The sequence below is a fragment of the uncultured Amnibacterium sp. genome, assembly GCF_964250715.1.
GTDB lineage: Bacteria > Actinomycetota > Actinomycetes > Actinomycetales > Microbacteriaceae > Amnibacterium.
This window is the reverse complement of sequence record NZ_CAXUGX010000001.1, coordinates 139,546-162,867: the sequence shown is the minus strand read 5'-3', so window position 1 is coordinate 162,867 and position 23,322 is coordinate 139,546. Positions and strand designations below refer to the sequence as shown.

General features: G+C 70.9%; 19 protein-coding genes. 5 read left to right on the top strand and 14 right to left on the bottom strand.

What is annotated here, in order from left to right:
- Nucleotides 1-110: 110 nt before the first annotated feature.
- Both ACFE7H_RS00745 and ACFE7H_RS00740 read left to right on the top strand, forming a co-directional pair.
- Nucleotides 111-2,057 (top strand): hypothetical protein, encoded by a 1,947-nt coding sequence (locus ACFE7H_RS00745; RefSeq protein ID WP_375399280.1) that lies wholly within the window; start codon nucleotides 111-113, stop codon nucleotides 2,055-2,057.
- A 131-nt stretch (nucleotides 2,058-2,188) separates the two neighbouring features.
- On the top strand, nucleotides 2,189-3,346 hold the full coding sequence (locus ACFE7H_RS00740; protein WP_375399279.1) for a right-handed parallel beta-helix repeat-containing protein: 1,158 nt from the start codon (nucleotides 2,189-2,191) through the stop codon (nucleotides 3,344-3,346).
- 106 nt (nucleotides 3,347-3,452) lie between these two features.
- Here ACFE7H_RS00740 and ACFE7H_RS00735 read toward each other — a convergent pair whose 3' ends face one another.
- On the bottom strand, nucleotides 3,453-4,766 hold the full coding sequence (locus ACFE7H_RS00735; RefSeq protein WP_375399278.1) for a UDP-glucose dehydrogenase family protein: 1,314 nt from the start codon (nucleotides 4,764-4,766) through the stop codon (nucleotides 3,453-3,455).
- 312 nt (nucleotides 4,767-5,078) lie between these two features.
- Between ACFE7H_RS00735 and ACFE7H_RS00730 the strand changes: the two genes are divergently transcribed.
- Nucleotides 5,079-5,282 carry a cold-shock protein gene (locus ACFE7H_RS00730; RefSeq protein ID WP_375399277.1) on the top strand — a complete coding sequence of 68 codons (204 nt, stop codon included), beginning with the start codon at nucleotides 5,079-5,081 and terminating at the stop codon, nucleotides 5,280-5,282.
- Between the two features lie 249 nt (nucleotides 5,283-5,531).
- Here the strand turns inward: ACFE7H_RS00730 and ACFE7H_RS00725 are convergent, their stop codons facing one another.
- The 4 genes from ACFE7H_RS00725 to ACFE7H_RS00710 form a co-directional block, all read right to left on the bottom strand.
- A complete protein-coding gene (locus ACFE7H_RS00725) occupies nucleotides 5,532-6,425 on the bottom strand; it encodes a DUF2382 domain-containing protein (protein ID WP_375399276.1) in 894 nt (297 codons plus the stop codon).
- A 166-nt stretch (nucleotides 6,426-6,591) separates the two neighbouring features.
- Nucleotides 6,592-7,383, bottom strand: a complete 792-nt coding sequence (locus ACFE7H_RS00720) for an HNH endonuclease family protein (RefSeq protein ID WP_375399275.1) — start codon at nucleotides 7,381-7,383, stop codon at nucleotides 6,592-6,594.
- Nucleotides 7,380-7,562 (bottom strand): hypothetical protein, encoded by a 183-nt coding sequence (locus ACFE7H_RS00715; RefSeq protein ID WP_375399274.1) that lies wholly within the window; start codon nucleotides 7,560-7,562, stop codon nucleotides 7,380-7,382. Before ACFE7H_RS00715 ends, ACFE7H_RS00720 begins: the two co-directional genes overlap by 4 nt.
- Nucleotides 7,563-7,678: 116 nt before the next feature.
- Nucleotides 7,679-8,323 (bottom strand): hypothetical protein, encoded by a 645-nt coding sequence (locus ACFE7H_RS00710; protein WP_375399273.1) that lies wholly within the window; start codon nucleotides 8,321-8,323, stop codon nucleotides 7,679-7,681.
- 154 nt (nucleotides 8,324-8,477) lie between these two features.
- Between ACFE7H_RS00710 and ACFE7H_RS00705 the strand changes: the two genes are divergently transcribed.
- Nucleotides 8,478-9,470, top strand: a complete 993-nt coding sequence (locus ACFE7H_RS00705) for a glycosyltransferase family 2 protein (protein ID WP_375399272.1) — start codon at nucleotides 8,478-8,480, stop codon at nucleotides 9,468-9,470.
- Nucleotides 9,471-9,544: 74 nt separating this feature from the next.
- Here ACFE7H_RS00705 and ACFE7H_RS00700 read toward each other — a convergent pair whose 3' ends face one another.
- The 3 genes from ACFE7H_RS00700 to ACFE7H_RS00690 all read right to left on the bottom strand — a co-directional run bounded on the left by ACFE7H_RS00700 (nucleotide 9,545) and on the right by ACFE7H_RS00690 (nucleotide 13,416).
- The gene (locus tag ACFE7H_RS00700) at nucleotides 9,545-10,582 is read right to left on the bottom strand and encodes a glycosyltransferase (RefSeq protein WP_375399271.1); all 1,038 of its coding nucleotides are present in this window, start codon (nucleotides 10,580-10,582) and stop codon (nucleotides 9,545-9,547) included.
- 34 nt (nucleotides 10,583-10,616) lie between these two features.
- Nucleotides 10,617-12,026, bottom strand: coding sequence for a hypothetical protein (locus ACFE7H_RS00695; RefSeq protein ID WP_375399270.1), 1,410 nt, complete (start codon nucleotides 12,024-12,026; stop codon nucleotides 10,617-10,619).
- Nucleotides 12,027-12,135: 109 nt separating this feature from the next.
- Nucleotides 12,136-13,416, bottom strand: coding sequence for a hypothetical protein (locus ACFE7H_RS00690; protein ID WP_375399269.1), 1,281 nt, complete (start codon nucleotides 13,414-13,416; stop codon nucleotides 12,136-12,138).
- Between the two features lie 151 nt (nucleotides 13,417-13,567).
- On the opposite strand from ACFE7H_RS00690, the gene ACFE7H_RS00685 reads away from it, so the two are divergent.
- Complete coding sequence (locus ACFE7H_RS00685) at nucleotides 13,568-16,084, top strand: oligosaccharide flippase family protein (RefSeq protein WP_375399268.1); 2,517 nt, start codon at nucleotides 13,568-13,570, stop codon at nucleotides 16,082-16,084.
- A gap of 105 nt (nucleotides 16,085-16,189) precedes the next feature.
- Here the strand turns inward: ACFE7H_RS00685 and ACFE7H_RS00680 are convergent, their stop codons facing one another.
- From ACFE7H_RS00680 to ACFE7H_RS00655, 6 genes are all read right to left on the bottom strand, one after another.
- Nucleotides 16,190-17,824: a hypothetical protein gene (locus tag ACFE7H_RS00680; protein WP_375399267.1), complete on the bottom strand. Its 1,635-nt coding sequence runs from the start codon at nucleotides 17,822-17,824 to the stop codon at nucleotides 16,190-16,192.
- Nucleotides 17,825-18,080: 256 nt separating this feature from the next.
- Nucleotides 18,081-18,809: a hypothetical protein gene (locus ACFE7H_RS00675; RefSeq protein ID WP_375399266.1), complete on the bottom strand. Its 729-nt coding sequence runs from the start codon at nucleotides 18,807-18,809 to the stop codon at nucleotides 18,081-18,083.
- Between the two features lie 39 nt (nucleotides 18,810-18,848).
- Nucleotides 18,849-19,625 carry a CDP-alcohol phosphatidyltransferase family protein gene (locus ACFE7H_RS00670; RefSeq protein WP_375399265.1) on the bottom strand — a complete coding sequence of 259 codons (777 nt, stop codon included), beginning with the start codon at nucleotides 19,623-19,625 and terminating at the stop codon, nucleotides 18,849-18,851.
- Between the two features lie 147 nt (nucleotides 19,626-19,772).
- Nucleotides 19,773-21,110: a mannose-6-phosphate isomerase, class I gene (gene manA, locus ACFE7H_RS00665; protein WP_375399264.1), complete on the bottom strand. Its 1,338-nt coding sequence runs from the start codon at nucleotides 21,108-21,110 to the stop codon at nucleotides 19,773-19,775.
- 264 nt (nucleotides 21,111-21,374) lie between these two features.
- On the bottom strand, nucleotides 21,375-21,782 hold the full coding sequence (locus ACFE7H_RS00660; RefSeq protein ID WP_375399263.1) for a BLUF domain-containing protein: 408 nt from the start codon (nucleotides 21,780-21,782) through the stop codon (nucleotides 21,375-21,377).
- Between the two features lie 215 nt (nucleotides 21,783-21,997).
- Nucleotides 21,998-23,317, bottom strand: a complete 1,320-nt coding sequence (locus ACFE7H_RS00655; RefSeq protein WP_375399262.1) for an LLM class flavin-dependent oxidoreductase — start codon at nucleotides 23,315-23,317, stop codon at nucleotides 21,998-22,000.
- Nucleotides 23,318-23,322: the final 5 nt, after the last annotated feature.

Below are 23,322 nucleotides of genomic sequence, written 5' to 3'. Positions count from 1 at the left end.
AGAATCAGCCCCGAAGAATCAGCTCAGAGGAATCAGCACATGCAGCACCGAAGCAGCCTTTCCCGGACCTGCGGAGCCGAGTGTGGGGCGGCAGCCGCTCGGCGCGACCGATGACCGGCGCAGGCCGCCACGCCGCCGGGTCGGCACCGTCGGAACCCTCGGAGCGTCAGGGCCGGCACGCGGCGGCGCTGCCGATCGACGCGGTCGACGGCTACGTGCCGTCGTCCTTCACCGCGCCGACCGTCACTCTCCCGTCCGCGCTGTCCCGCACGGCACCGGAATCGAGCAGCCGACGCAGCACTTCGCGCACCGCTCATATCGGACGGGCGAATCCGCCGGCGGACACCGGCATGGCGGCGCTCGCGGTCCGCCCCAGAAGCGCCACGGCCGAGAGCCGCTCCTCGTTCGAGCGCGCGCCGCGCCGCGCGGTGCCCTCGCCAGCGGCTGTGCCGCGCCGGACGCAGCAGACCGCCGACCGCAGGACCCGACAGCAGCGCACCGCGGCCACCTACGCGGTGGCCGTGCTGGGCGTCGTCACCACCGGCGCGATCCTGCTCCCCGGGCAGCAGGCCGCGGCCGGGGCGGGCGTCGTCCCACTGCGCACGGCGACGCCGACCACCCGCATCGACACCGCGTCTCCCGGCCTGCGCGCCGGCCAGGTTCTCGGCTCCTGCCGCCCGATCGGCATCCCCGTGCGTCGAAGCGTCGGGCCCGTGGTCCGCCCGACCATCGGAGCAACGCCGGCCCCGTCCCAGCCCGCACACACCGTGCCCGTTCCCGGGCTCGGCGACGCACCCCGGCCGCAGCCGACTCCGAGCCCCACCCCGACACCGACTGCTGGACCGACCGCCGCACCGACTCCGGTACCGCGCCGATCGGAACGCGACCTGAACGGACAGCTGAACAGCCACCGCCGGACCCATCCGACAAGCCCTGTCTTCCCGAGCAGCCCGGCCAACCCGAGCACTCAGCCCGCACCTGTCGCGTCGCTCGGTCCCGCACCGACCGCAACGCCGACACCGACACCGACAGCCGCGCCCGCGCCCACGGCCTCCGCCGATCCCACGCCCACGCGGACACCGAGCCCGCCAACATCGACGCCCACGGGTACGCCTGTACCCCGCCCGGCACCCACCCACAGCGCGACGCCGACGCCCAGCCCGACAGCGAATCCGATTCCGGCCGCACCGCTCCGCACCCTGGTCCGCCACGTCTCGCCGTCCGCCACCCTGCGTCTCGGCACCGGAGCGTTCCGCTTCTCCAACTTCACGGACGACCTGCTCGGCGTGTCCCTGGGCGGCGCCGGCATCCACGGCGACGGCACCGCGCGCACCATCCTGGAGATGACGCCGCATTCCTCCACAAAGGGCTCCCACGCCTCGCGCGCCAAAGGCTCCACGAATCAGTTGTCGCTCATGCGGGTCGGCGGTTCCCCGAACCTCTCCGATTTCACGTTGCTCGGCACGAAGCAGGGTCATCTCTACAACGGACTGCGATTGTCGAAAACGCATGATGCGCGACTGACGAATGTGCGAGTCAAGGCCATTCCGGGGGACGACCACGTCAATCCGGGCGAGACGTTCGGCATCAACGACTTCCGGACATCGGGGACCGTCTACGACGGTGTGGAGGTGGACGGATCGGGGGTCGGCGCGACCGGGATCGGCACCAACATGTCGAAGGACGTCACGATCGTCGACTCGTACCTGCACGACAACCCGCACAGCGCCGGGGCCGCCTTCTGGGAGACGCACGGCATCACGCTGAAGCACGTGATCTCGACCGACAACAAGACCGGCCTGAACTTCGAGCGAACGAGCGGCTCGGTGCTGATCGACCGGCCCGTCTTCCACGGCAACAAGGTGGACCTGCACATCGGCTCGGACCGCGGCAGCACCCGGTACACGATCATCGATCCGGAGTACTCCGGATCCAAGCTGCGGATCATGCTGCAGCCGCACTACATGGGCTCGCACAACGATCAGAAACGCAGCGACATCCGCGTCCTGGTGCACGGCGTCGATCGCACCGACCAGGTGGTCCAGTGGGTCGGCTGAGCACTCGGAGGCGGCCCGTCTGCCGGTCGGCGGCCCCCGTCCTGCCGCCGGCGGCGCACCTACACTGAACGCGGGGCCGGACCCGGGCCCCTGTTGTCGACCGCCGAAAGGCATGTCCCGTCGTGCCCACCGTGAGGATCCTCCTGCGCGCCGCCTGCCTGGCGCTGACGGTGGCGCTCGGCCTAGGCGGCTGCGCCACCGACCTGCCGGGTCCCCCCAGGCCGACCTCTGAAACACCGCAGGCCACTTCGACACCAGGGCCGACTCCGCAGCCCACGGCGAAGGCGACCGTCCAGACGGACGTCGGCGACATCCCCACCTACTGGGAGCCGAAGGTGACGACCGGGCCGAAGGGGCCCACGATCAGCCAGTTCGAGACCCTCGTGAAGCGGTCCAACCTCTCCGCGACATTGAACGGCGCTCCGGCCGGCCATCAGGTGGCGCTGCGCGCCGGGATCTACACGTTCACGGACTTCGACGCGGGCACCGGCGGGACCTGGAACGGGGTCGCGGCGTGGATCACCGGGCTGCGCGGGTCGGGCGTGGGCCGGACCGTGTTGCAGATGAAGGCGCACACCTCGACGAAGAAGGCGATGATCCCCCGCGCCTTCCCGGCGACCAACCAGCTGTCGCTCGTGCGCCTGACCGGCGACGACCTGACCGTCAGCGGCTTCACCCTTCGCGGCACGAACCAGGGCCACCTGTACAACGGGCTGCGAATCGACCACGCCGACCGGCTCGACGTGCACGACGTCAAGGTGCAGGGCGTGCCCGGCTCGTCGTCGTCACCGCCCGGGGAGACGTTCGGCCTGAACGATTACCGCACGAACGGCTCCGTCTACACCCGGGTGGAGGTGGACGGGGCAGGAGTGGGCGGCGCCGGGTTCGGCGCGAACGTGTCGAAGAACATCACGATCCGCGACAGCTACTTCCACGACAACCGCTACAGCATGGGTGCCACGTTCTGGGAGGTGCAGGGCATCACGCTGATCGACACGATCGCCACCGACAACGGCCGCGTCGGCATCAACCTGGAGCGGGTCAGCGGCGCGGTCAGGATGGTGCGCCCGGTGCTGCTCGGCAACCACCAGGGCCCCATCCGCATCGCCTCCGACCGCGGCAGCGCCAAGGTGACCATCGTGGATCCGGTCTTCTCCGGATCGCACTTCACGGTGGTGCTGCCCCGCACCTACTACGACCGCCCGAATCTGCAGCGACGCAGCGATGTACACCTCATCGTGCACGGCCAGGACCGCACCGAACAGCTCGTGCGCTTCATCGGCGACTGACCCCGGCGGACTGCTCCGCCCGCTGACCCTTCCGCTCCGATCCGCGACTCCTGCCGCTGCGCGCGCAGCCGCACGTGACCGGGACCTGGTCAGACGCCGCCTGCGGTCAGGGCCGTCCCATGCCGGTGTAGCGCCAGCCGGCCGCCCGCCACACCGCGGGGTCCAGCACGTTGCGGCCGTCGATGATCACCGGGTCCCGCACCAGAGCGGCGGTCACCACCGGATCGAGGTCGCGATACTCGCGCCACTCCGTGACGAGCACCACCGCGTCCGCCTCGTGCAGGGCGTCCATCGTGTCGGTGGCGAAGCCCAGCTGAGGGTGGAGCCGGATGGAATTGGGGATCGCCGCCGGATCGGTCGCGATCACGCGGGCGCCAAGGCCGTTCAGCTGGACCGCGACGTCGAGAGCCGGAGAGTCCCGCACGTCGTCGGAGTCCGGCTTGAACGCGAGCCCCAGCACCGCCACCTTCTTGCGGTAGACCGATCCCCCGAGGGCGTCGACGACCAGATCGACCGCACGCTGGCGACGGCGCATGTTGATCGCGTCGATCTCCTTGAGGAACGCGACGCTCTCGCCGCGGCCCAGCTCCTCCGCCCGGGCGGTGAAGGCCCGAATGTCCTTCGGCAGACATCCGCCGCCGAAGCCGATGCCGGCGTTCAGGAACCGACGGCCGATGCGGGTGTCATGACCGATCGCGTCGGCGAGGGCGGTGACGTCGGCGTCGGTCACCTCCGCGATCTCGGCCATCGCGTTGATGAACGAGATCTTGGTCGCCAGAAAGGCGTTGGCCGCCACCTTGACGAGTTCCGCGGTCGCGTAGTCGGTCTCGACGACGGGGGTGCCGGAGGCGAGCGCCGACGCATACACGGTGTCGAGGGCCGCCTTCGCGTGCTCGCGGCCGTCGTCGGCCGGCAGCCCGTACACGAGGCGGTCGGGCGAGATGGTGTCCTGCACGGCGTAGCCCTCGCGCAGGAATTCCGGGTTCCACGCGAGGATCGCCCCGGTGCCGGCGGTCTGCAGGCGCTCCGCCAGCCGAGCTGCGGTGCCCACCGGCACCGTGGACTTGCCGGCGACGAGCGAGCCGGCCTTCAGGTGCGGCAGCAACGACTCGATGGCGGCGTCCACGTAGGTGAGGTCGGCCGCGCCTCCGCCCCGGGCCTGCGGGGTGCCGACCGCGACGAAATGCACCTCGGCGTCGGCAACGAGGGCGATGTCGGTCGAGAATCGCAGCCGCCCCGAGCCGATCGACGCGCGCAGGATGTCGGCCAGCCCCGGCTCGAAGAACGGCGCGCTCCCCGCCGACAGCGCCGCCACCTTGGCGCCGTCCACATCGATGCCGACGACGTCGTGGCCGAGTTGGGCCATCGCCGCCGCATGCACCGCGCCGAGATACCCGCACCCGATCACCGATAGCCGCATGCCGTCCTTCTCGTCTCTCCGCGGGTTCGACTCGGACACGAGCCGAACCAAGTCAAGCGGATGGCGGCGCTACCCGGTGACGACCTGGATCATGGGGCGGTATCCGGGGCTCCCGAACGGGCGATGTCTCCCATAAGATGGCGATGCAGTTGTGTTGAGCGTTGTGCGACACGGAATCGCCGCGCGAGCGGTCGGACGTTTCTTGGAACGCGTATAGGCAGCGTGATGCGACCGCCGCGGTAGGCGCGGCGATCCCCAAGAGGTACACCTCACAACAGTGACACCTCAATGATTGTGGAACGAGAACAAAGCATGGCAACCGGCACCGTCAAGTGGTTCAACAGCGAAAAGGGCTTCGGCTTCATCGCTCCCGACGACCAGGGTCCCGACCTGTTCGCGCACTACTCCGCCATCGACGGCCGCGGCTTCCGCAGCCTGGAGGAGAACCAGCGCGTCGAGTTCGAGGTCACCCCGGGCACGAAGGGCCCCCAGGCAGCGAACATTCGCCCGCTCTGAGCGGCGGAGTGGAGGAGGGCCGGCGGTTGAACCGCCGGCCCTCCTCCATTTTCAGCCCCACACACCCGACCCGCACAGCAGGACAGCAGGACAGGGTCCCGACAGCAGGTCGCCGGTCGATAGGGGACCTGCCTGAGAGACCTGGTCCTGCTGTCGTGCTCGGGATCGCCGGCAGGGACTCGGCAATCGGTGACGGCGAACGCCGCCCACCGGAGTCGGCGAGCGGCGTTCGGGGTGGACCCGCGCGGGTCAGGCTCGGGTGCCCGGCGTGCCGTCCTCGTAGTCGATCTGCTCCTTGCGGACGTCTTCGGTCACGTTCTGGTTCTCGGTGACGACGTCCTTCTCCAGGCGGACCCGCTCCACGGGCACCGTCTCCTTGTCGACGACGACCCGCTCCTCGTTCAGCGTGACCTCCGCCTGCTCTTCCGAGAGGTCGGCGCCGCGGTAGGCGTCGGCCGCGTTCGCGTCGGTGATCGGTTCGCGTTCGACGCGGACCTCCTCGTGCGTCACAGGCACGGTCACGCTCTGCTGCTCCGTCACGATGTACTTGCGCAGGCGGGCCCTGCCCGTCTGAACGGACTGGGTGCCGACGTTCAGGCGCTCCTCCGAACGGGTGATCGCGTCGTCGGTGTTCGGGCCGGACGTGTCGTGCCCTCCGGCGGTGTCCGACACGACGGTCGCGTCCTGCACCTCCGTACTGCCGCGGCTCGCGCCGTCGTCGATCTGCACGCCCTGCACGGACGTCGCGCCCTCGGTGCCGGTGTAGTCGGAGGTGCTGCTGTCGCTGTAGTCGCCAGCCGTCGCCGTCGTGCCGACGGAGTCGGTGTAGGCGCCGCCCTGCTCGTAGTAGCTGTAGAGGCGGTCCTGCTCCTCGGGCGAGAGGTCCTGGTCGGGGTCCACCCGGGGGGCGTCCTTGATACGGTCCTTCGCGTAGGAGACGTGCAGGGCCGACTGGTCCCAGGTCGCGTCCCCGATGGGCACGAGGGTCTCGGAGGTGCCGAAGAGGCCCGTCTTCACGCTGACCCAGCTGGGGTGGTTGTCCTCGGAGTCGAGGTACACCTGGCCGACCTTGCCGACCTTGTTGTTCTCGGCGTCGACCACGTCGGCTCCGATGATCTCGTCGATGTCCGGTGTTGCGATCATGCGTTGGTCCTTTCTGTGGGTCGTGAGACAACGCTGGCCGGGTCGCCTGACAGCCCTGTGGGCGGCACCTGCAACCGTCCTGAGCGTTCGGTTAACGACCGGTGCAGCAGCGCGGTTCGTCGTCGGGGCCGGCCGGCGGAGGAGCCGTCGCAAGCAGCCGTCGCGATCAGCCGGCCGAGTCCCGGGGCGCCTTCTTGTCCGGACAGCTGCTCAGCACGCGTTCGATCGCGGTCCGCTCCGCGCGCGTCACCCATAGGTGGTAGGCGGCCTTCACCGCCACCTGATGTGCCACATAGGTGCAGCGGAACGCCTTGTTCGGCGGCAGCCAGGTCGCCGCGTCGCCGTCGCCCTTCGACTCGTTGGTGGGACCGTCGACCGCGAACAGGTTGACCGGATCGTTGGCCAACGCACGACGCTGCACGGCCGTCAACTGCTGCGCGCCGGTCTGCCACGCCTCCCCCAGCGCGACGACGTGATCGATCTGCACCGCGGTGCTCGTGCTCTGGCCGCGGCGGAACCGGATGACGGCCCCGGTGTACGGGTCGTGCAGGGTGCCGGTCAGCACCCGGCAGCCGGTGCCGGTGATCCCGGTCAGGTCACGCCGCAGCACGTCGTTGCGGGTGTCGCAGCCGTTGCGGTCCACATCCGACCAGGCGGGCCCGAAGTCGCGCACGCGGTCGTACCCCGTCAACGGCGCCCGCCCCTTCACCGGCAGCGTCGCAAGCAGTGCGAGCGCGGTGCCGGGCGGGTGGCTCGCCGCGGAGTCGAGGAACGGAGCCGTACTCTGCGTCGCACGCGGCGCCGACGAACCCTGCACTGCGCGCGGCGCGGAAGAACCCGGGGTCACCCGCGGTGCCGACGAGGCGGCGGAGCGCCCGCCGAGCACCGCCAGCGCCATCACCGCGAGCACGATCATCAGAACCGCGCCGACGCCGGCGCCGTGTCGGGATGTGCTCACGCGATACGGGTCTGCCCGCACTCGGGGCAGGACCAGTAGGCCGCCCCGGTGGGCGTGACCTGCGGCTCCATCCGGTTCAGGCACGCCTCGCAATTCGGTGTGTCCAGGGAGGCGTCGACCGGGTCGAGCGAAACGGGCGCAGACTCGGGCCCGGGGCCGGGCAGTTCCGAATCGCTCACCCGTCGATGGTCCCCCGCACCGCCGACGACGCCCGCGGACGGCTGCGGCGTGTCGCGCCTGCCCGGCCCGGGCCGCTTGCGTCGGGCTCGTCTGTAGTCCAGAGATCCGCCGGGCCTCAGGCCCCGTCTGCCCCGATCGCCCGCTCGAGTGCTGCTGCGAGCCGCGTCGCCGCCGCCCGTGTCGCCTCGACGGCCTGGCGGTGCACCCGCTCGCTCTGCCCGTGCCCGTCCGGCACGGTCAGGTGATCGACCGGCTCCACCCGCCGACGACCCCACCGCCGCGGCGGCGCCGGTGGCTGCGGGGCGTAGCCGCGCTTGCCGTGCAGGCCTTGGGCGAGCGACACGATCGAGCGGTCCCCCGAGGTCGCACGGTCGTCGGCGAGCAGCTCCGCGAGCTGGGCGGCCTCCGTGATCGTGAAGATCTTCGCCTGCGATCCGGGTGCGAGCCGGGCCGCGATCGACCGCTGCTCGCGCTCCATGGTCAGGACGAGATCGCTGGCGGCGACGAGCTCGGCGGTGAGCCGGCGCGACCGGTGCGCCTGCACCCAGTCGCCGTCGTCGTCGCGGTCCAGCAGCGTGGCGGAAAGGGCGCACATGGCCGCGTCCTGCTCGGCGAAGGTGCCGGCGCTCCGCACGGTGAGGTGGGCGAGCGCGGGCGACCCGGCGAACGCGCGCTGCAGCGTGCGTTCGGCCAGCGGCGACCGGCAGATGTTGGCGGTGCAGACGACGAGCACACGAACCTGGTCGCGCTCGTCAGTCATCGCTCCCCCGTCCTCGCTCCCCCGTCATCGCTCGCCCGGCATCGCTGACCGGCCTCCGACTCCGACTCCGACTCCCGGCCCGCGCCGCGCGCCCTCCGAACTGGTGACAGCGGTGCGGAGGGGTCCGGCGGGCCCGCTCCCTACGATTATCGGCGTGTCGAGCCGGTCGGATGTCGTTCCGCGAGCGGGCGACCCTGGGCCGCCCGCCGAGCCGCGCGTCGTCGTCGCCGCCCTGACCTACCGGCGGCCGGACGACCTGGCCGCGCTGCTGCCAGCGATCAGCAGTCAAGCGCGATCGACCGGCGGCCCGGTCGAGGTCCTGATTGTCGACAACGACCCGCAAGCAGGGGCCCGGCGGCAGGTCGAAGACTTCGGCGGCGGCGTGCGCTACCTGCACGCGGCGGCGCCCGGCATCGCCGCCGCCCGCAACGCGGCGCTCGACGCGGCGGTGGACGCCGACCTGCTCGTCTTCATCGACGACGACGAACGTCCCGTCGAGGGCTGGCTGACACTGCTGGTCGCCACCTGGCGGCGAACGCGGGCAGCGGCGGTGATCGGACCGGTCGTGTCGACCTTCGACGAGCAGCCGTCGCCGTGGGTGCAGGCCGGGCGGTTCTTCAGCCGCAGGCGGATGCCGACCGGAACGCAGGTGCAGGTCGCCGCCACCAACAATCTGCTGCTGGATCTGCGGGTCGTGCGGGGATACGCGCTGCGCTTCGACGAGCGGTTCGGCCTGACGGGCGGCTCCGACACGCTGTTCACGCGACAGTTGTACGCCGCGGGCGGGCGGATGGTCTGGTGCGACGAGGCGATCGTCACGGACGTGGTGCCGGCGTCCCGCGTCAGCCGCGAGTGGGTGATGCACCGGGCGTACCGCAGCGGCAACAGCGACGCACTGACCGCCGTCGCCATGGCGAGCGATGCGGGCCGCGCCGCCGTCCGGCTGCGGTTCCTCGCCCGGGGCGCCGCGCGGGTGGTGGCCGGAGCGGTCCCCGGTCTGATCGGCCACCTGACGGGGTCGCTGCCGCTGGCGGCTCGAGGATCGCGGCGTCGTGCTCGCGGCGCCGGCATGCTGGCGGGCGCCCTCGGCCGCGCCTATGTGGAGTACCGCCGCAGCCCGAGCGCCGCCGACGAGGTCGCGCGGTAGCTCTGCCTTCGCGCGGTGGGTGTGCACACCGCGCGAAGGCCACAGGTACCGCGCGAGATCGGACTGACGGGCTGTCAGGCACCCGGCCGCGCGCGGGGGCGGCCGACTCGGCGCAACGCGGTCTCGTACGCCTCGATGTGCTGATGCGCGATCGGGCCCCAGTCCCGGTCGGTCAGCCCGGGCTGCGCCGTCGTGCGGGCGCGCACCCGCGCGAGGGCCGACTGCAGCTCCACCGCGGTCAGCTGCACCCCATAGGTGGGCAGCCAGTCGGCACCCACCTCGGCCTGCAGCCACTCCGTCGTGTCGGCGCTGGGCATCAGCACGGGGCGTTCGAGGGACAGCGCCAGCAGGGCCGCTCCGGAGTTGTGCACCGAGCGGTAGGGCAGCACCACCAGTTCCGCCTCGCCGATCTCGTTGCGCAGGTCGTCGTCCGGCAGGTAGGCCCAGTGCGCCTGCACGCGGGGGTCCTGATCCACCAGGGACCGCAGCGTGGTCGTCAGGGCGGCGTCCTGCGCACCACCGACGATGTGCAGGGACGCCCGGGCGTCGCGCACGCCCCGGAACGCGTCGATGAGCTCTTCGATCCCCTTGTACGGGCGGACGAGACCGAAGAATAGGAGGCGCCCGCGGACCGGCGAATGCGTCGGCGCTGCGAACCAATCGCGGTAGTGGCCGTGCAGAATCGTGCGCGTCACGGCGCCGTCCGGCATCGGCGTGAACGGGTTCAGGCGCACCCGCACCGTCACCCGCCGATCGAGTGCCCGCAGCAGCATGCGCTCCACCGAGCCCCCGCGCTCGTGGCTGTCGAGGTTGTGCACGGTGCGGACCACGGCGACGCCGGTGGCGGCGATGCGGAGCAGGAACAGCAGGAACGCCGCCCGGCGCAGCGCGGTGCGCAGCGGACTCGAACCCCGTACCAGCCGTTCCGGCCAGTGCACATGGAACACGTCCACACGGCCGAGCAGCGCGGCCCGCCAGCCGAAGCCGACGACGCGCAGATCCGGGTCGGCTCGGCGCAGCGCGTCGACCAGTTGCAGCAGGTAGGGGTTCGTGGCGGCGCTGCGCTCGGGGAACGACTGCAGCACGGTCAGTCGGGCGGCGCGATCGGTCACGGTCGCGGACGGTCCCGGACGGAGACGGAGACGGTCACGGCGTGGTCACGGGCGCCGTATCCGCTGGTGCAGCCGCCGCGAATGCCGGAGCCGGATGATCGTCAGAGGCGGTCGGCGCGGCGGCCGCGGAGCCGGAGCGCACCGTCGAGGGCCGCGTGCGGCGGAGAGCGCGGCGCGGGCGCGGGCGCTCGAAGACGATGCCGGTCAGCGTCACCCCGGCTAAGTGCGCGGACTCGACACTGCGGGTGACGTCCGCCGCCCGAGTGGCACCGCCGTGAGCCACGAGGACCGCCCCGTCGGCGGCCAGGGCCAAGGCCACGGCGTCCGGTCCGGCGAGGACGGCGGGCGCCTGGATCACGACCAGGTCGAACCGCTCGGCGAGCTGTGCGATGAGCCGGCGTGCGGCGTCGGACCCGAGCAGTGCGCCGGGGTCCGCAGGCGGAGTGCCTGCGGCGAGCACGGTGAAGGCGCTCCCTTGCTGCACCGCATCCTGCAGCGACGAGGTCCCCTGCAGCACCTCGGCTAGGCCGAGCCCGGGCTGCTCGGCGACGGGGCGACGCAGGTCGGCATCGACGAGCAGCACCCGCTCCGACCGCTCGGCGCCCGCCTGCGCGATTCCGCGCGCAGCAGCCGTCACGCTGTCGTCGTGGCCGGTACCGGCGACCACCAGCGTACGAGGACCGGCGCCGGGCACCCCCAGATGCAGGGCGACCGTGCGGTACGCGTCGCGCGCATCGATATCCGCCGTCGGGTCGGTCGGCGGGACGGCGCCGAGGAAGGGCACGCTGTCGGCGCACGCCACGCCACGCAGCTCCGCGACCGAGGTCACGCGCGTGCCGACCAGCTGGCGGGCGATGGCGTACAACAGCCCGAGCAGCAGACCGATCAGTGCGCCGGTGGCCAGGATCAGGTGGAGGTTCGGCGACGCCGGCGCCGAAGGCAGCCGCGGTGCGGTGATCAGGTGCACGGTGAGGGCCGGCACGACCAGGCCGCTCCCGTCGATGACGCGAGTGGAGAGCACTGCCTGCTGGCGCGACAGGGACGTCCGCACCGCGTTCGCGAGCCGCACCGAGTCCGCGGGTGTACCGGCCAGCGCCCGCACCGTCAGCACGACGGTGTTCGTGCCCACGTCCACCGAGACCCGCTGCGCCAACTGCGCAGCGGTCGCCCGCAGGCCCAGCGCGGTGATGACGGGGTTCAGCACGGCGGGCGTCGCGCCGATCTTCGCGAGCGACTGCACCGCGGTGTCGACGTAGTGCGAGGACTGGATGACCCCGCCGCGGCTGCCCGCCTCGTCGGCGGACACGTAGACGGTGCTGCGGGATTCGTAGAGCACGGGCCGCGTGGCGGCGAAGCCGAGCGCGCCGAGAAGACCGACCAGCACCAGGGCCATGCCGCCGCGCCAATATTTCGACAGCGCCAGTAAGAATTGGTCCGCGGTCATGTGCTGGGGGAATCCTTCATCGGGCAGGAAATACCAATGGTAGGCGCGCCACTACTGCGCCGAGAAACGAATGCCACCCCAGTGCACGGGACACCGCGGACCCGGCCGTTCACCCCGAGGGAATTACCACGCTGTCATTCGCGGCGGCGGACCGGGATCGGTGCGCGAGACCCAGCCCGAGAGCCAGTACGAGAATGGGCGTCGACCCGTACAGCGGGTTGAAGAAGCAGTTCCACAGCGAGTCGACCACGAGGAACAGCACGACTCCGGATGCGGTGCGCCCGGCGATACCGTGGCCGACCACGACCAGCAGCAGCACGACCAGGATCACGCCGAATGCGATGCCGGCGAATCCGGCATACGCCCACAGGTCGCCCACCGACGAGTGCAGTTCGATCTTGGACCGTCCGAACAGGAAGTGCTCGACGTAGCTGTCATTCGTGGAGTCGTAGTGCAGCCGAGCCATGCCGGCCTTCGCGGTCTGCACGTCGGCGTTGTTCGCCTGCGTGCCGCCGCCGAAACCGAACGGCCGACTGAGGAACAGCGCGGCGGTGCCGCCCATCTCGGGGCGGCCGCCCGCGATGATCGACCCGGCCCGCCGGATCTGATCGATTGAGCGCTCCGCGGTGTGCGCACCCAGCAGACCGCTGACCAGCAGCGCCGTTCCCGCGTAATAGACCGCGACGGCGACGACGCCGAAGAGTCCGATGACCCGCGCTGCGGCACCACGGCGCCGTCTGCGAGCCGGCAGCAGTTGCCAGGCCACGAGCAGGGCGGCGATGACGAACTCGCCGAAGTAGGACCGGGAGTCGAGCCCCGCCGAGACGGCGCCGAGCGCGACCAGTACGGCGATGTCGACCCATCGACGCCCGCTGCGATGCGCGAGCGACAGGGCGATGATCGCGACGGGGATGGCCAGGGCGAACTTCCACGCGTTGACGCCGAACGGGTCGGAGCGGGTCAGGGCCGCCACCAGCATGCCGATGCCGTAGACCAGGCCGACGAGCCACAGCGGCAGCACCTCGCGCGCCCAGACGAGCACGCCGATGGCGACGCCGGCCCCGGCGATCAGCACGGTGTCGGCGACCAGGCTGTTCATCGTCCACGCGTGGTCGGCGCTCGCCGCGATCGTCAGCCACACCGATGCGATCGCCGCGACTGCGCAGCCGATGCCGATCCAGACACAGCCGACGGTGCGTTTCAGCGCCGGCAGCCAGAGGGGCGCGGTCAGCAGCGCGGCGACGTGGCCGAGCGTCACCCCCTCGCCCAGGAACTGCCGCGACGCGAGGAGGAACAGCGTGATGAGGGCGGCGGATCGGGCGAAGCGCAATCCGGTCGGCGACTCGACCGGCGCGGTGACCTCGCGTGTTGATCGAATATCGATCGACATGGATTCCCCCGGATTCGCCGCTCGCGCAAAAACCGTCGTCTGCGTGGAGCGATATGAATGTACTCTGGTGCCCGGGGGCGATTCAAGCGTGCCCGCATTCCTTCGAATTCCAATCCTCTCCCCCTCACGCAGATCACATGTACAGAGGCATATGAGTACCGGTGCAGCGAATGGCGTCGGCGCGATCGCCGCCCGCGGTACCGGCATCACGCTGCTCGGCCAGGCGGCTCGCGCGGTCCTGCAATTCGCCGCCACGGTCGTCTTCGCGCGACTGCTGAGCCCGTCGGATTTCGGCCTGATCGCGATGGTCGCCGCGATCATCGGCATCTCCGAGATGGTGCGCGACTTCGGCCTCTCCAGTGCGGCGATCCAGGCGAAGACCGTCAGCGACGACGAACGCACCAACCTGTTCTGGTTGAACACGGCGCTCGGGGGCGCCTGCGGGCTCGTGATGATCGCGCTCGCACCGCTGATCGTGGCCCTGTACGGCGAGCCGCGACTCACCTGGATCGTCGTCGCGATGTCGTCCGCCTTCCTGGTCAGCGGCATCAACACCCAGTTCCGCGCGGACCTGACGCGGTCGTTCCGGTTCAAGGCGCTGGCGATCAGCGATGTCGTGGGTGTCGGCGGCGGCTTCGCGATCGGCATCGTCTTCGCGGTGCTGGGCTTCGGATACTGGTCGATCGTCATCCAGCAGATCACCACCACCGTGCTCTCGTGCGTGCAGAACGCGATCAACTCCGCCTGGCACCCCGGCTGGCCGAAGCGCCACGTCTCGATCCGGCGGTTCGTGCGGTTCGGGCTGGGCGTGCTCGGCACGCAGGGCCTGTCGTACATCACGAAGAACGTCGACAACGTGGGCGTCGGCGCGGTGTGGGGTGCCGGCCCGCTCGGCCTCTACGACCGGGCGTACCAATTGCTGATGACGCCGCTGAACCAGATCAACGCGCCGATGACGCGGGTGGCGCTGCCGATCCTGTCGCGAGCGACGTCGGATGCGGACTTCTCGCGGTACCTGCAGAAGGCGCAGCTGATCGGCTGCTACCTGACCGCCTCGGTGTTCGCCGTGTCCGCCGGCCTCGCCACACCGCTCGTGGCCGTGCTGTTCGGGCCACGCTGGAGCGGGGTGGCCGGCATCTTCACGGCGTTGGCGATCGGCGGGGTGTTCCGCTCGATCGCGCAGGTGTCGTACTGGATGTACCTGGCCAAGGCGCGCACGGGTGCGCAGCTGCGCATGTTCCTCGCCACCCGGCCGATCATGGTGGCGCTCATCCTCTGCGGGCTGCCGTTCGGTCCGGTGGGCGTCGCGATCGGCCAGTCGGTCGCGTACCTGCTGCACTGGGCGGTGTCGCTCTGGCGCGTGGGTGTCGTCACCGGCATCAGCACGCGGCCGCTGTTCGTCAACGCGATGCGCACCGTGTTCCTGGTCAGCCTGCCGAGCGGCGTGGTCGCCTACCTCGGTTCACTGCTGCCGATCGCCCCCATCCTGCAACTGCTCTGCGGCGGCACCTTCGCCCTGGCGTACTTCGCCCTACTGGCGATCGTCCTGCCGCCCGTCCGTCGCGATGTCGCCACGGTGCTGAGCTTCGGCTCCCGCATGGCCGGCGACCGGGCCGGAGCGGCGTTCGCGCGCCTGCTGCGCGGGTTCGCCCGCGATGCCGACCGTAAGCAGAGGCTGGTCGATTCGCTGGTGACGGCTGCACCGCACCTGCGCGCCGGCCGCTGGATCGTCGCCTCCGGCTCGTCGGCGTTCCACGCCGGGCCCGAGGGACGCGCGGCGCAGCGTGGTGCGGCGGCGCGCGCCGCTTCGCCCGCGGGCCTCCGCCGACGGGCGATCGCGCTGCGCCTGTCCGTCGCCGGCCCCCGAGCGGTGGTGATCGAGAGCGGCGCGGGTGGCGGTGCCGTGGAGGCGCGCCTGACCAAGGACGGCGGCCTCGTGCTGTTCGACCACGCCGGCGGACGGGTGCTGCACGTGCGCCGCGAGCCGTTCGCGCAGCACTACGCCGAGCGGCGGAGCGAGCTGTCGGCATACCTGCCGAACCCCTCCTGGTCGCTCGACCCGTCCGGCCGGGTGCTGACCGAGGCCCTCGCCCCTGGGGTGCCGGCGGGCCTGCTCGAACCCGCCGCGCGCATCGCTCTAGCCCGCAGCGTGATCACGGCATCGGCGGCGGCCGTCGCCGGTCGCAGCTTCGGGGATTCCGGCGGCATGCTGACCGCGGCCATGGGCTGGGCGGCCGCGACCGCGGGCAGTTCCGTGCTGTCGACGACCGACGTGACGGCGCTGCAGGAGCGGGTCGACCGGCTGGCCGCGGCGAGCCCCCTGGCGCTGTCCCACGGCGACCTGACCGGGCAGAACGTGCTCGCGGACGCCGACGGCTCGTGGGCAGCCATCGACTTCGAGGATGCCGGGCCTCGTCCCTACTTCTTCGACGCCTACTCCCTGCTGCTGCGCGACCGGATCCTGCTCGACCAGCTGCGCGCGGGCGCGTTCGCCCACGAACTGGGCGCCCTGCACCGGGCGGCAGAGGTGACCGGACCCGTGGACGACGACCTGCTGATGCAGTGCACCGTGCTGTTGGCCGCGCAGATCCACGCCGACGAGCACGGCGGCACCTTCACCGCCACCCTCGGCCGCCTCTGGCCGAACCCTGCGACCGTGGGCGCGTAGCCCGGCCGTCGTGCGGTAGCTGTGCCTTCGCGCGGTAGGCATGCATATCGCGCGAAGGCCCAAGTACCGCGCGACGTGCGCGGTGCAGCGCGGTGCGCTCGCGGGCTACTTGGCCTTGATGGTCGCTCCGGTCGCCGAGTTGCCGAAGGGGTCGGTGGCGACGACGTGGTACGTGTCGCCCTTCTTGCCGCCGGAGTCGGTGAGCGAGGTCTTCGCTCCGGAGTACCACACCTTGGAACTGCGGTTCACGGTCGCGATCAGGGTCGAGCCGCGGTACACGGCGTAGTTCAGGGACTGGTTGTCCCGATCGGAGTTCAGCAGCCAGGTGACGGTCACCTTGCCCTTGGCGTACTTGGCGCTCGTCGTGAACGCCGTGCCGTGCCGCAGCGGGCCCTGCTTGTTCGGTGCCAGCTCGGGCGGAGCGAACCGGGCCAGGCCCTGTTGCAGGTGCCCGTTGATGTGCTTGAACTCGCCCGCGTAGGCCACGTATCGGCCGGACGAGGCGACGGTCCAGGGGCCCTGGTTCTGACCGGTGTAGGAGCCCGCCTCGAAGTACGGGTACCACTGCAGGATCGAGGGGGCCGGCTCGCCGCCGAAGCTGGAGTACGGCTTCACCTTGTTGGCCTTCAGCTTGTGCGTCGCCGCGGTGGTGAAGGCGAGCGCGCGCTGGAAGTTGTAGGGGACCGACTTGAAGCCGCCGACGTTGCCGCAGAAGTGCGGGTGACCGGCGATGTAGACGACGCCGTTGTTCGCGGTCGCGCCGTAGGTGTCGCCGTGGCAGTCCTCGAGCCACTTGATCGAGCCGTCGTCGAAGCTGGCCGCGAAGGTGCCCTCGATGCGCTTGCCCGGCGTGCCGGCTTTCGGGTGGAAGGAGTAGCCGGTGCCGTAGACGATGCCGTTGCTGGTGCTCAAGCTGTAGACGGCCGCGTCGGGGCCGTTGTTGCCGACGACCGAGTTGAGCTTCCAGCTGAGGTTCTTGCCGACGCCTGAGGTGCTGACCCGCTCGCTGCCGCGCTGCGTCTCGCCGTTCACCTTCGTGAACCGGCCGCCGAGCACCGCGCTGTTGCCTGAGCCGGATACGACGATCGCCTGCACGTTCTCGTTGGTCTTCGGCGCCCAGGCCGTGAGCGAGCCGTTGGTGCGGGTGAAGGCGGCCGCATGCGCGCGGGCCTTGCCGTTGGCGCTCGTGAAGTGTCCGCCGACGTACACGGTGTCGCCGCTCACCGCGACGGCGTAGGCGGCACTGTTGAGGCCGGGGTCGAAGTTGTCGCGCACGTCGCCCGACTGCGAGTCGAAGCCGGCGATGCGCTGGTGCTTGGCGCCGTTCGCGGTGTCGAAGGTGCCGACGGCGTAGATGGTCGCGCCGTCGTCGGAGGCGGCGAGGCCTTTGACGGCGCCGTCGACCTTGGGCGCCCAGGGCAGCAGCTCACCGGTGGAGAGGCGGTAGGCGAGCAGGTCGCGCCGGCTGACCTCGTCCTTGCCGGGCTTCGCGCCCGCGGGGCGGGCTTTGGTGAATTCGCCGCCCACGTAGACGGTGTCACCGACGATCACCTGGGTCCAGGCGACTCCGTTGATCTGCGCGGTGGGCAGGGCGTCGGCGCTGACTGTGGCGGGGCCGGAGTTCTGCGGCCGGGTGTCGGCCAGAGCGGCGGTGGTACCGCCGATGGCCAGGGCTGCGGTCGTCAGGGGGATCACGACGAACGCGATGACGCGACGACGGCGGGAGTTGGGTCGACCCACTGGGGTTCACTTTCGAGAGCGGCGGCCGGGGTGGGCCGCCTCAGGGCGGGTGGGCGGGACGAGAAAAGGAACTGCGGGTGGGCGGGACGAGAAAAGGAACTGCGGGTGGGCGGGACAAGAAAAGGAACTGCGGGTGGGCGGGACAAGAAAAGGAACTGCGGGTGGGCTGGACAAGAAAAGGAACTGCGGGTGGACCTGCGGGCGGGTGAGCTGACGGATATCGGAGACAGCCCGGATCGGCGGGGTGGCCGGAGGATTACCTGGGTGCGGGTCCCTTGAAGGCGACGACGGCGTTGGCGACGGACGTATCGAGGGTCACGAGTACGGTACCCCGCTGCGCGACCGGGATATTGAACACGAAGACGCCGGTGGCGGTTCGGCCGTTCCTCACCGAGTCGGGGAAGGCGCGGCCGCCGGGTTCCTCGAGTTGCGTGGCCGGCGCCCGGTCGGTGCCGGAGTAGGCGTTCACGACGGCGCTCGTCAGGTCGACGGTCGTGCCGGTGGTGTTGCGGATCTGGATGGTGAACTGCACGGAGGGTCCGGCGATCTCGCCGGGTCCCTGCGCCGTGCCGACGACGGCGGCTTGCTTGGTCACTTTGGCGGTGAGGGCCTTGACGATGACGGCCTGCTTCGCGATCTCGGCGGTCGTCGTGGGCTGCGGGGCCGGAGCGGCGGACGACGACTGCGCGCTCGCGGACGGTGCAGGGGCGGACGGCGCCGCGGAGGCCGATGGGGTCGCGGCAGCGCCCGGAGCTGCGGATGTCGGAGCGGCGGTCGACGCTCCGGAAACAGGCGCGGCGGAGGTGGGCGCGGCCGAGATGGACGCGGACGACGTCGGCGACGTCAGCGCCGTGTCGGTGTGCTGCCGTTGTGCGGACACGATGCCGACCACGACGGCGGCGACGATCACGACGGCGAGCGCGGCGATGATCGCGACGGTGCCGCGGCGCGTGCCGGAGGTGGGCTCGGGGTTCTGGTCGGACATCGATTCGGGTCCTTCTTGCTTCGTGTTCGTGCGAAGACGTCAGGCGCCGAGGGCGCGGAGGTCGCGGAACCACTTGGGCAGCGCGAGCAGCAGGTAGGCGGCGTTCGCTGCGAAGAGCAGACCGTAGACGGTGACGAACACCGGCGGCAGTCCGAGCAGCAGGAAGACGTAGACGAGTACGCCGTAGTCGGTCGGGGCGCCGAGCAGCGAGCGCAGCGGCGTGCTGCCGGTGCGGATGACGCTCAGCGTGTCACCGCCGCTGCGGGCCGCCTTCAGCAGGTCGTTCAGGATGAACACGGCGAACGCGACGCTGGCGACGACCATGAAGCCGAGCGGCAGCAGCAGCCAGCCCTGCTGCCGCACGGGCAGGACCCGGAACAGCGACAGCAGCACGGCTGCGTGCAGGGCGGACGACTTGATCGCGTCGACGACGTGGTCGAGCCACTCCCCCGCGGCACTGCCTCCGCCCCGCAGCCGGGCGACCTGGCCGTCGGCGGAGTCGAAGGCGTAGCCGAGCGCGAGCAGCACGGTCACGGCGATGCCGAGCCCGAAGGAGGCGGGCAGCACGGCCAGGCCGGCGATCGCGAGGAAGGTCAGGGCGGCGCTGATCAGCGTGATCTGGTTCGGCGTCAGCCCGGCCAGGTAGGCCCCCGCGGCGATGTACCGGCCGAGGCGCCGATTGACATAGATGGAGTACGCCGGCGCACCCCTGCCGGCGGGCTTCTGGGCGGAGCGAAGCCGGTCGAGCACGTCGCCGTAGCGGACGTGCTCGACCGGCGGGCGCGACGCGGCGCGGACCGTGGGCTCGGCAGGCATTGGGGGGATACCTCGTAGCTGATTCACCACCGGCGGGGGTACGCCGTTGAAGCGGTGAGCGGGTCGACGCGCGGGGTACGCGTCCGTACTCGAGACTAGGCGGCCCGCCGCGGGGCGTGCAGGCCCCCAGTTCGGGTGGCCCGGGCGTCAGGGCGTGGTCGCGACGAAGACCAGCCCGGACCCCGTGAACGTCAGCGCATCCTCGTCGGGGGTGATGTAGACGGCGTCCCCCCGCCCGAGCGACGCGCGGTCGTGCTGGCCGCGCACACCGACTCCGCCGGTCAGGACGAACGCGATCGCCGGTCCGGTCAGACCGAACGTCGCCTCCGCGGGGCCCGACAGCTGATACCCATGGTCGTAGCCGGCTTCGCCGAGCGTCACCTGCGCAAGCACGAACTCCTCGGTGTCGCCGCGGAAGGCGACGACGCCGTCGACGGGCGAGTCGGTCTGCACGATCGGCGCGGGCAGTGACGTGAACGCGACGGTATCGAGCAGCTCGGCGACATCGATGTGCTTCTCGGTCAGGCCGCCACGCAGAACGTTGTCGCTGGCGCCCATGATCTCGACTCCCACGCCGCTCAAGTAGGCGTGGATGCTGCCCGCGGACAGGTACATGGCCTGGCCCTGCCGCAACGAGACGTGGTTGAGCAGCAGGCTGATCGCGATACCGGAGTCGCCCGGGTACTGCTCGGCGAGCGTGGCGACGGTCTGCCATTCGCGGCTGAAGCTGGATCCGGTGCCCGCCGCCGTAGCCGCGGTCGTGATCGCCGAAACCAGCTCCTCGATCTCGGCGCCGCCGGCCAGGATCCACGACACGGCCTGGTGCAGCGGGTTCGCGTCGCCGTCGGCGTCGGCCGGGGTGGTTTCGGGCGTGGACGGGGCGCCGTATCGGCCCACGTCCAGCGCGCTGCCGGTGGCGCCGGCCGCCGCGGGATCGGCGCCGGCCTGCAACTGCTCATTGAACCGGGTGATCGCGGCGCGGTCGGCGCCGGTGGCGAACGCGGACAGCTCGGCCAGCAGCAGGCGCGATTCGCTGACGTGCCGGAAGCCGACGAGAGCCTCGAACGTCTCCGACAGAGCCAGGACCAGCTCGGGCTTGGGAAAGGGATCCTTGTAGTTGCGGCCTGGGGCGTCGACGGCCAAGCCGGCGGCGTTCTCGCGCTCGAAGCCGGCGCGGGCCTGCTCGGCGTTCGGATGCGCCTGCAGCGACAGGGCGCGATCGGCGGCGAGCAGCTTCAGCAGGAAGGGCAGGCCGCTGCGCCCGGCGCCGAGGGCGACCAGCGGCTCGGCCTCGATCCAGGCGTCGAGCGTGGTCGCTCCGCCGGTCTTGCCGGGTTCGAGGATGCGGCTGGGCGAACCGGGGTGGGCTCCGAACCACAGTTCCGCCTCGGGCCCGCCGCTCGGGGCGCGGCCGAGCAGCTCGGCGATCGCGGTGCGCGACCCCCAGGCGTAGTCGCGGGGTTCGTTGCTGATGGCGATGAACATGGGTGTCCTCCCGGGTGGTGCGGCAGACGGCCGCCCCGATTGTCCTCCCACCCGCCGCGTGTCCTCCCACCCGCGGCCGGGCAGGCGTCTTCGCGAGCACGACAGCAGGTCGATGTCCGCATCGCAGGACCCTGGTCGACCACGAACCTGCTGTCGGGACCTGGTCCTGCTTTCGCAACGGGATGGAACTGTGAGGTCACGCCGCCGCAGCAGCAGCGAGGTGCTCGTCAGGAGCGTCGGCATCGGCCGGGCACGGCGCTGCGGTCAGTTCGCGCGGAACCATTCCAGAAGCAGCTTCGCCTCCGTCGTCGAGCTCTGCGCCGCTCCCCTGCCGCTGGTCAGCACGCCCCGATAGCCGGGCATGGTCAGGGACGCGGCCTCGTCGATCTCGCGGTAGCCCATGGACCAGCCGGGGAACTGCCGCCCCTTGACCTCCTCCTCGGCGAGGACCTCGACCTCGACGTGCCTGGGGTCCTTCATGATGCGGTCCATGGTCGCGTGGACCATGTACTCGGGGCCCTCGAGGGCCTGGATGAACTGGCCCTCGCGGTAGAGCAGCATCCCGGTCAGGCCCCGTCTTCGGTTCTTGATACGGCACTCCGTGAGCAACGCCGTCAGATCGTCCGCGTTCAGATCCGTGGTCGATCTGCTGATGTACACGGTGGTGAACACCGCCTCCACCTCCTCTCGCCGAAAACTGCAGCAGTCACGGTAACGCTCACGTCGTGTGTTGCCCACGTCAGCGGCACTTCTGGGGGCAGAAGCGTCTGGTCACCGCTGCGCCGCACCAGTGCAGCTGAGCAGGAGTGCAGTGAGCAGGAGTGCAGTGAGCAGGAGTGCGCTGAGCAGGAGTGCGCTGAGCAGGAGTGCGCTGAGAGGCAGTGCGGCTAGAACTCGTGCAGGTTCGCGCGCAGGCCGCCGTCGCCCCATTCCGCGCGCAGCACGCCGCGGCGGCGCAACACGGGGACGAGCTCGTCGAGCATGCGGTGCAGGGTCACCGGATGCAGGTCGCCGGAGAAGATGAAGCCGTCGTTGTCGGCCTCGTCGCCGAACTGCTCGATGAAGTCGGCGACCTCCTCCGCGGTGCCCACGAAGCCCGACCGGTCGCTGATTCGGCCTTTCTTGGCCTTCGCCGTCAAGAGCTGCCGCAGGGTGGCGTCCGCGAAGCTGTCGACCCGGCCGAGCAGGCCCTTGATCGTGCCGCGCGAGACATGCTCGCCGAAGATCACCGGATCGATCGGACGGTCCAGGTCGAGGCCGGTCAAGTCGGTCTCCAGGTCGCTGGACTGCCCCTCCGCGATCGCCAGCAGCACGTCGTCGCCCGGGTGGAGGGAGGCGGCCACCACGCGATCGGCCTCCTCGGCGCTCGAGACGATCTCGGGCGCGAAGACGAACAGGATTCGAATGTCGGCCGCGGACCGGCCCACGGCTTCGGCGGCGGCGATGATCCTGCCGCGGTAGTCGCGCACGGTCTCGATGTGCAGCGGAGCCAGTGCCAGCTGCACGTCGGACTGGGTTCCGGCGAACGTCAGCCCGCGCGGCGACCCGCCCGGCGACACGACGACGGGATCGCCGTTGTCGAACGGTACCGCGTTCAGCGGACCGGCGAGGGAGAAGTACTCGCCGTCGTGCTGGAACGCGTCCAGACGGTCGCCGTCGGCGAAGCGGCCGGTCGCCCGGTCCTGCACAAGGGCGCCCTCGCCCCAGCTGTGCCAGAGCCGACGCACGACCGCGAGCCACTCCTCCGCCCGGTCGTACGCTGCGTCGTGCCCGAGCGGTTCCAGCCCGAAGTGCCGGGCGCTGCCGGTGTCGGTGACCAGGTTCAGCCCGAACCGGTCGTCGCTCAGGTGCTGCAGCGTGGCGAATTGCCGTGCCGCCAGGTACGGCGGGTAGGCGCCCGCGTTCACGGTTGGGGTGATGCCGATGTGCGAGGTCACGTCGAACAGGTACGGCACCAGCATCAGCGGATCGTGCTTGGGGCCGCCGTATGCCCGCCGGGTGCGCAGGTTCAGCGTCTGCGGGTTCCCCAGCGACAGGGCGTCCTCGATGATCAGCAGGTCGAAGCCGGCCTGCTCCAGCTCGCGCACCGACTGCTGGTACAGCTCCGGCCTGGTCCACCGATGGTTCCAGTCGTAGGTGGGCCTGCCCCAGCCCTGTGGGCCGAAGCCGCGGGCGAAGAACCAGCCGAAGTGCTGCTGACGGGGCATGGTTC

Bases quoted from the DNA above. Each gene is read 5' to 3' on its own strand.
- ACFE7H_RS00745 (WP_375399280.1), top strand. From the start codon at position 111: ATGACCGGCGCAGGCCGCCACGCCGCCGGGTCGGCACCGTCGGAACCC.
- ACFE7H_RS00735 (WP_375399278.1), bottom strand. From the start codon at position 4,766: ATGCGGCTATCGGTGATCGGGTGCGGGTATCTCGGCGCGGTGCATGCG.
- ACFE7H_RS00730 (WP_375399277.1), top strand. From the start codon at position 5,079: ATGGCAACCGGCACCGTCAAGTGGTTCAACAGCGAAAAGGGCTTCGGC.
- ACFE7H_RS00725 (WP_375399276.1), bottom strand. From the start codon at position 6,425: ATGATCGCAACACCGGACATCGACGAGATCATCGGAGCCGACGTGGTC.
- ACFE7H_RS00710 (WP_375399273.1), bottom strand. From the start codon at position 8,323: ATGACTGACGAGCGCGACCAGGTTCGTGTGCTCGTCGTCTGCACCGCC.
- ACFE7H_RS00695 (WP_375399270.1), bottom strand. From the start codon at position 12,026: ATGACCGCGGACCAATTCTTACTGGCGCTGTCGAAATATTGGCGCGGC.
- ACFE7H_RS00690 (WP_375399269.1), bottom strand. From the start codon at position 13,416: ATGTCGATCGATATTCGATCAACACGCGAGGTCACCGCGCCGGTCGAG.
- ACFE7H_RS00685 (WP_375399268.1), top strand. From the start codon at position 13,568: ATGAGTACCGGTGCAGCGAATGGCGTCGGCGCGATCGCCGCCCGCGGT.
- ACFE7H_RS00675 (WP_375399266.1), bottom strand. From the start codon at position 18,809: ATGTCCGACCAGAACCCCGAGCCCACCTCCGGCACGCGCCGCGGCACC.
- ACFE7H_RS00670 (WP_375399265.1), bottom strand. From the start codon at position 19,625: ATGCCTGCCGAGCCCACGGTCCGCGCCGCGTCGCGCCCGCCGGTCGAG.
- manA (WP_375399264.1), bottom strand. From the start codon at position 21,110: ATGTTCATCGCCATCAGCAACGAACCCCGCGACTACGCCTGGGGGTCG.
- ACFE7H_RS00655 (WP_375399262.1), bottom strand. From the start codon at position 23,317: ATGCCCCGTCAGCAGCACTTCGGCTGGTTCTTCGCCCGCGGCTTCGGC.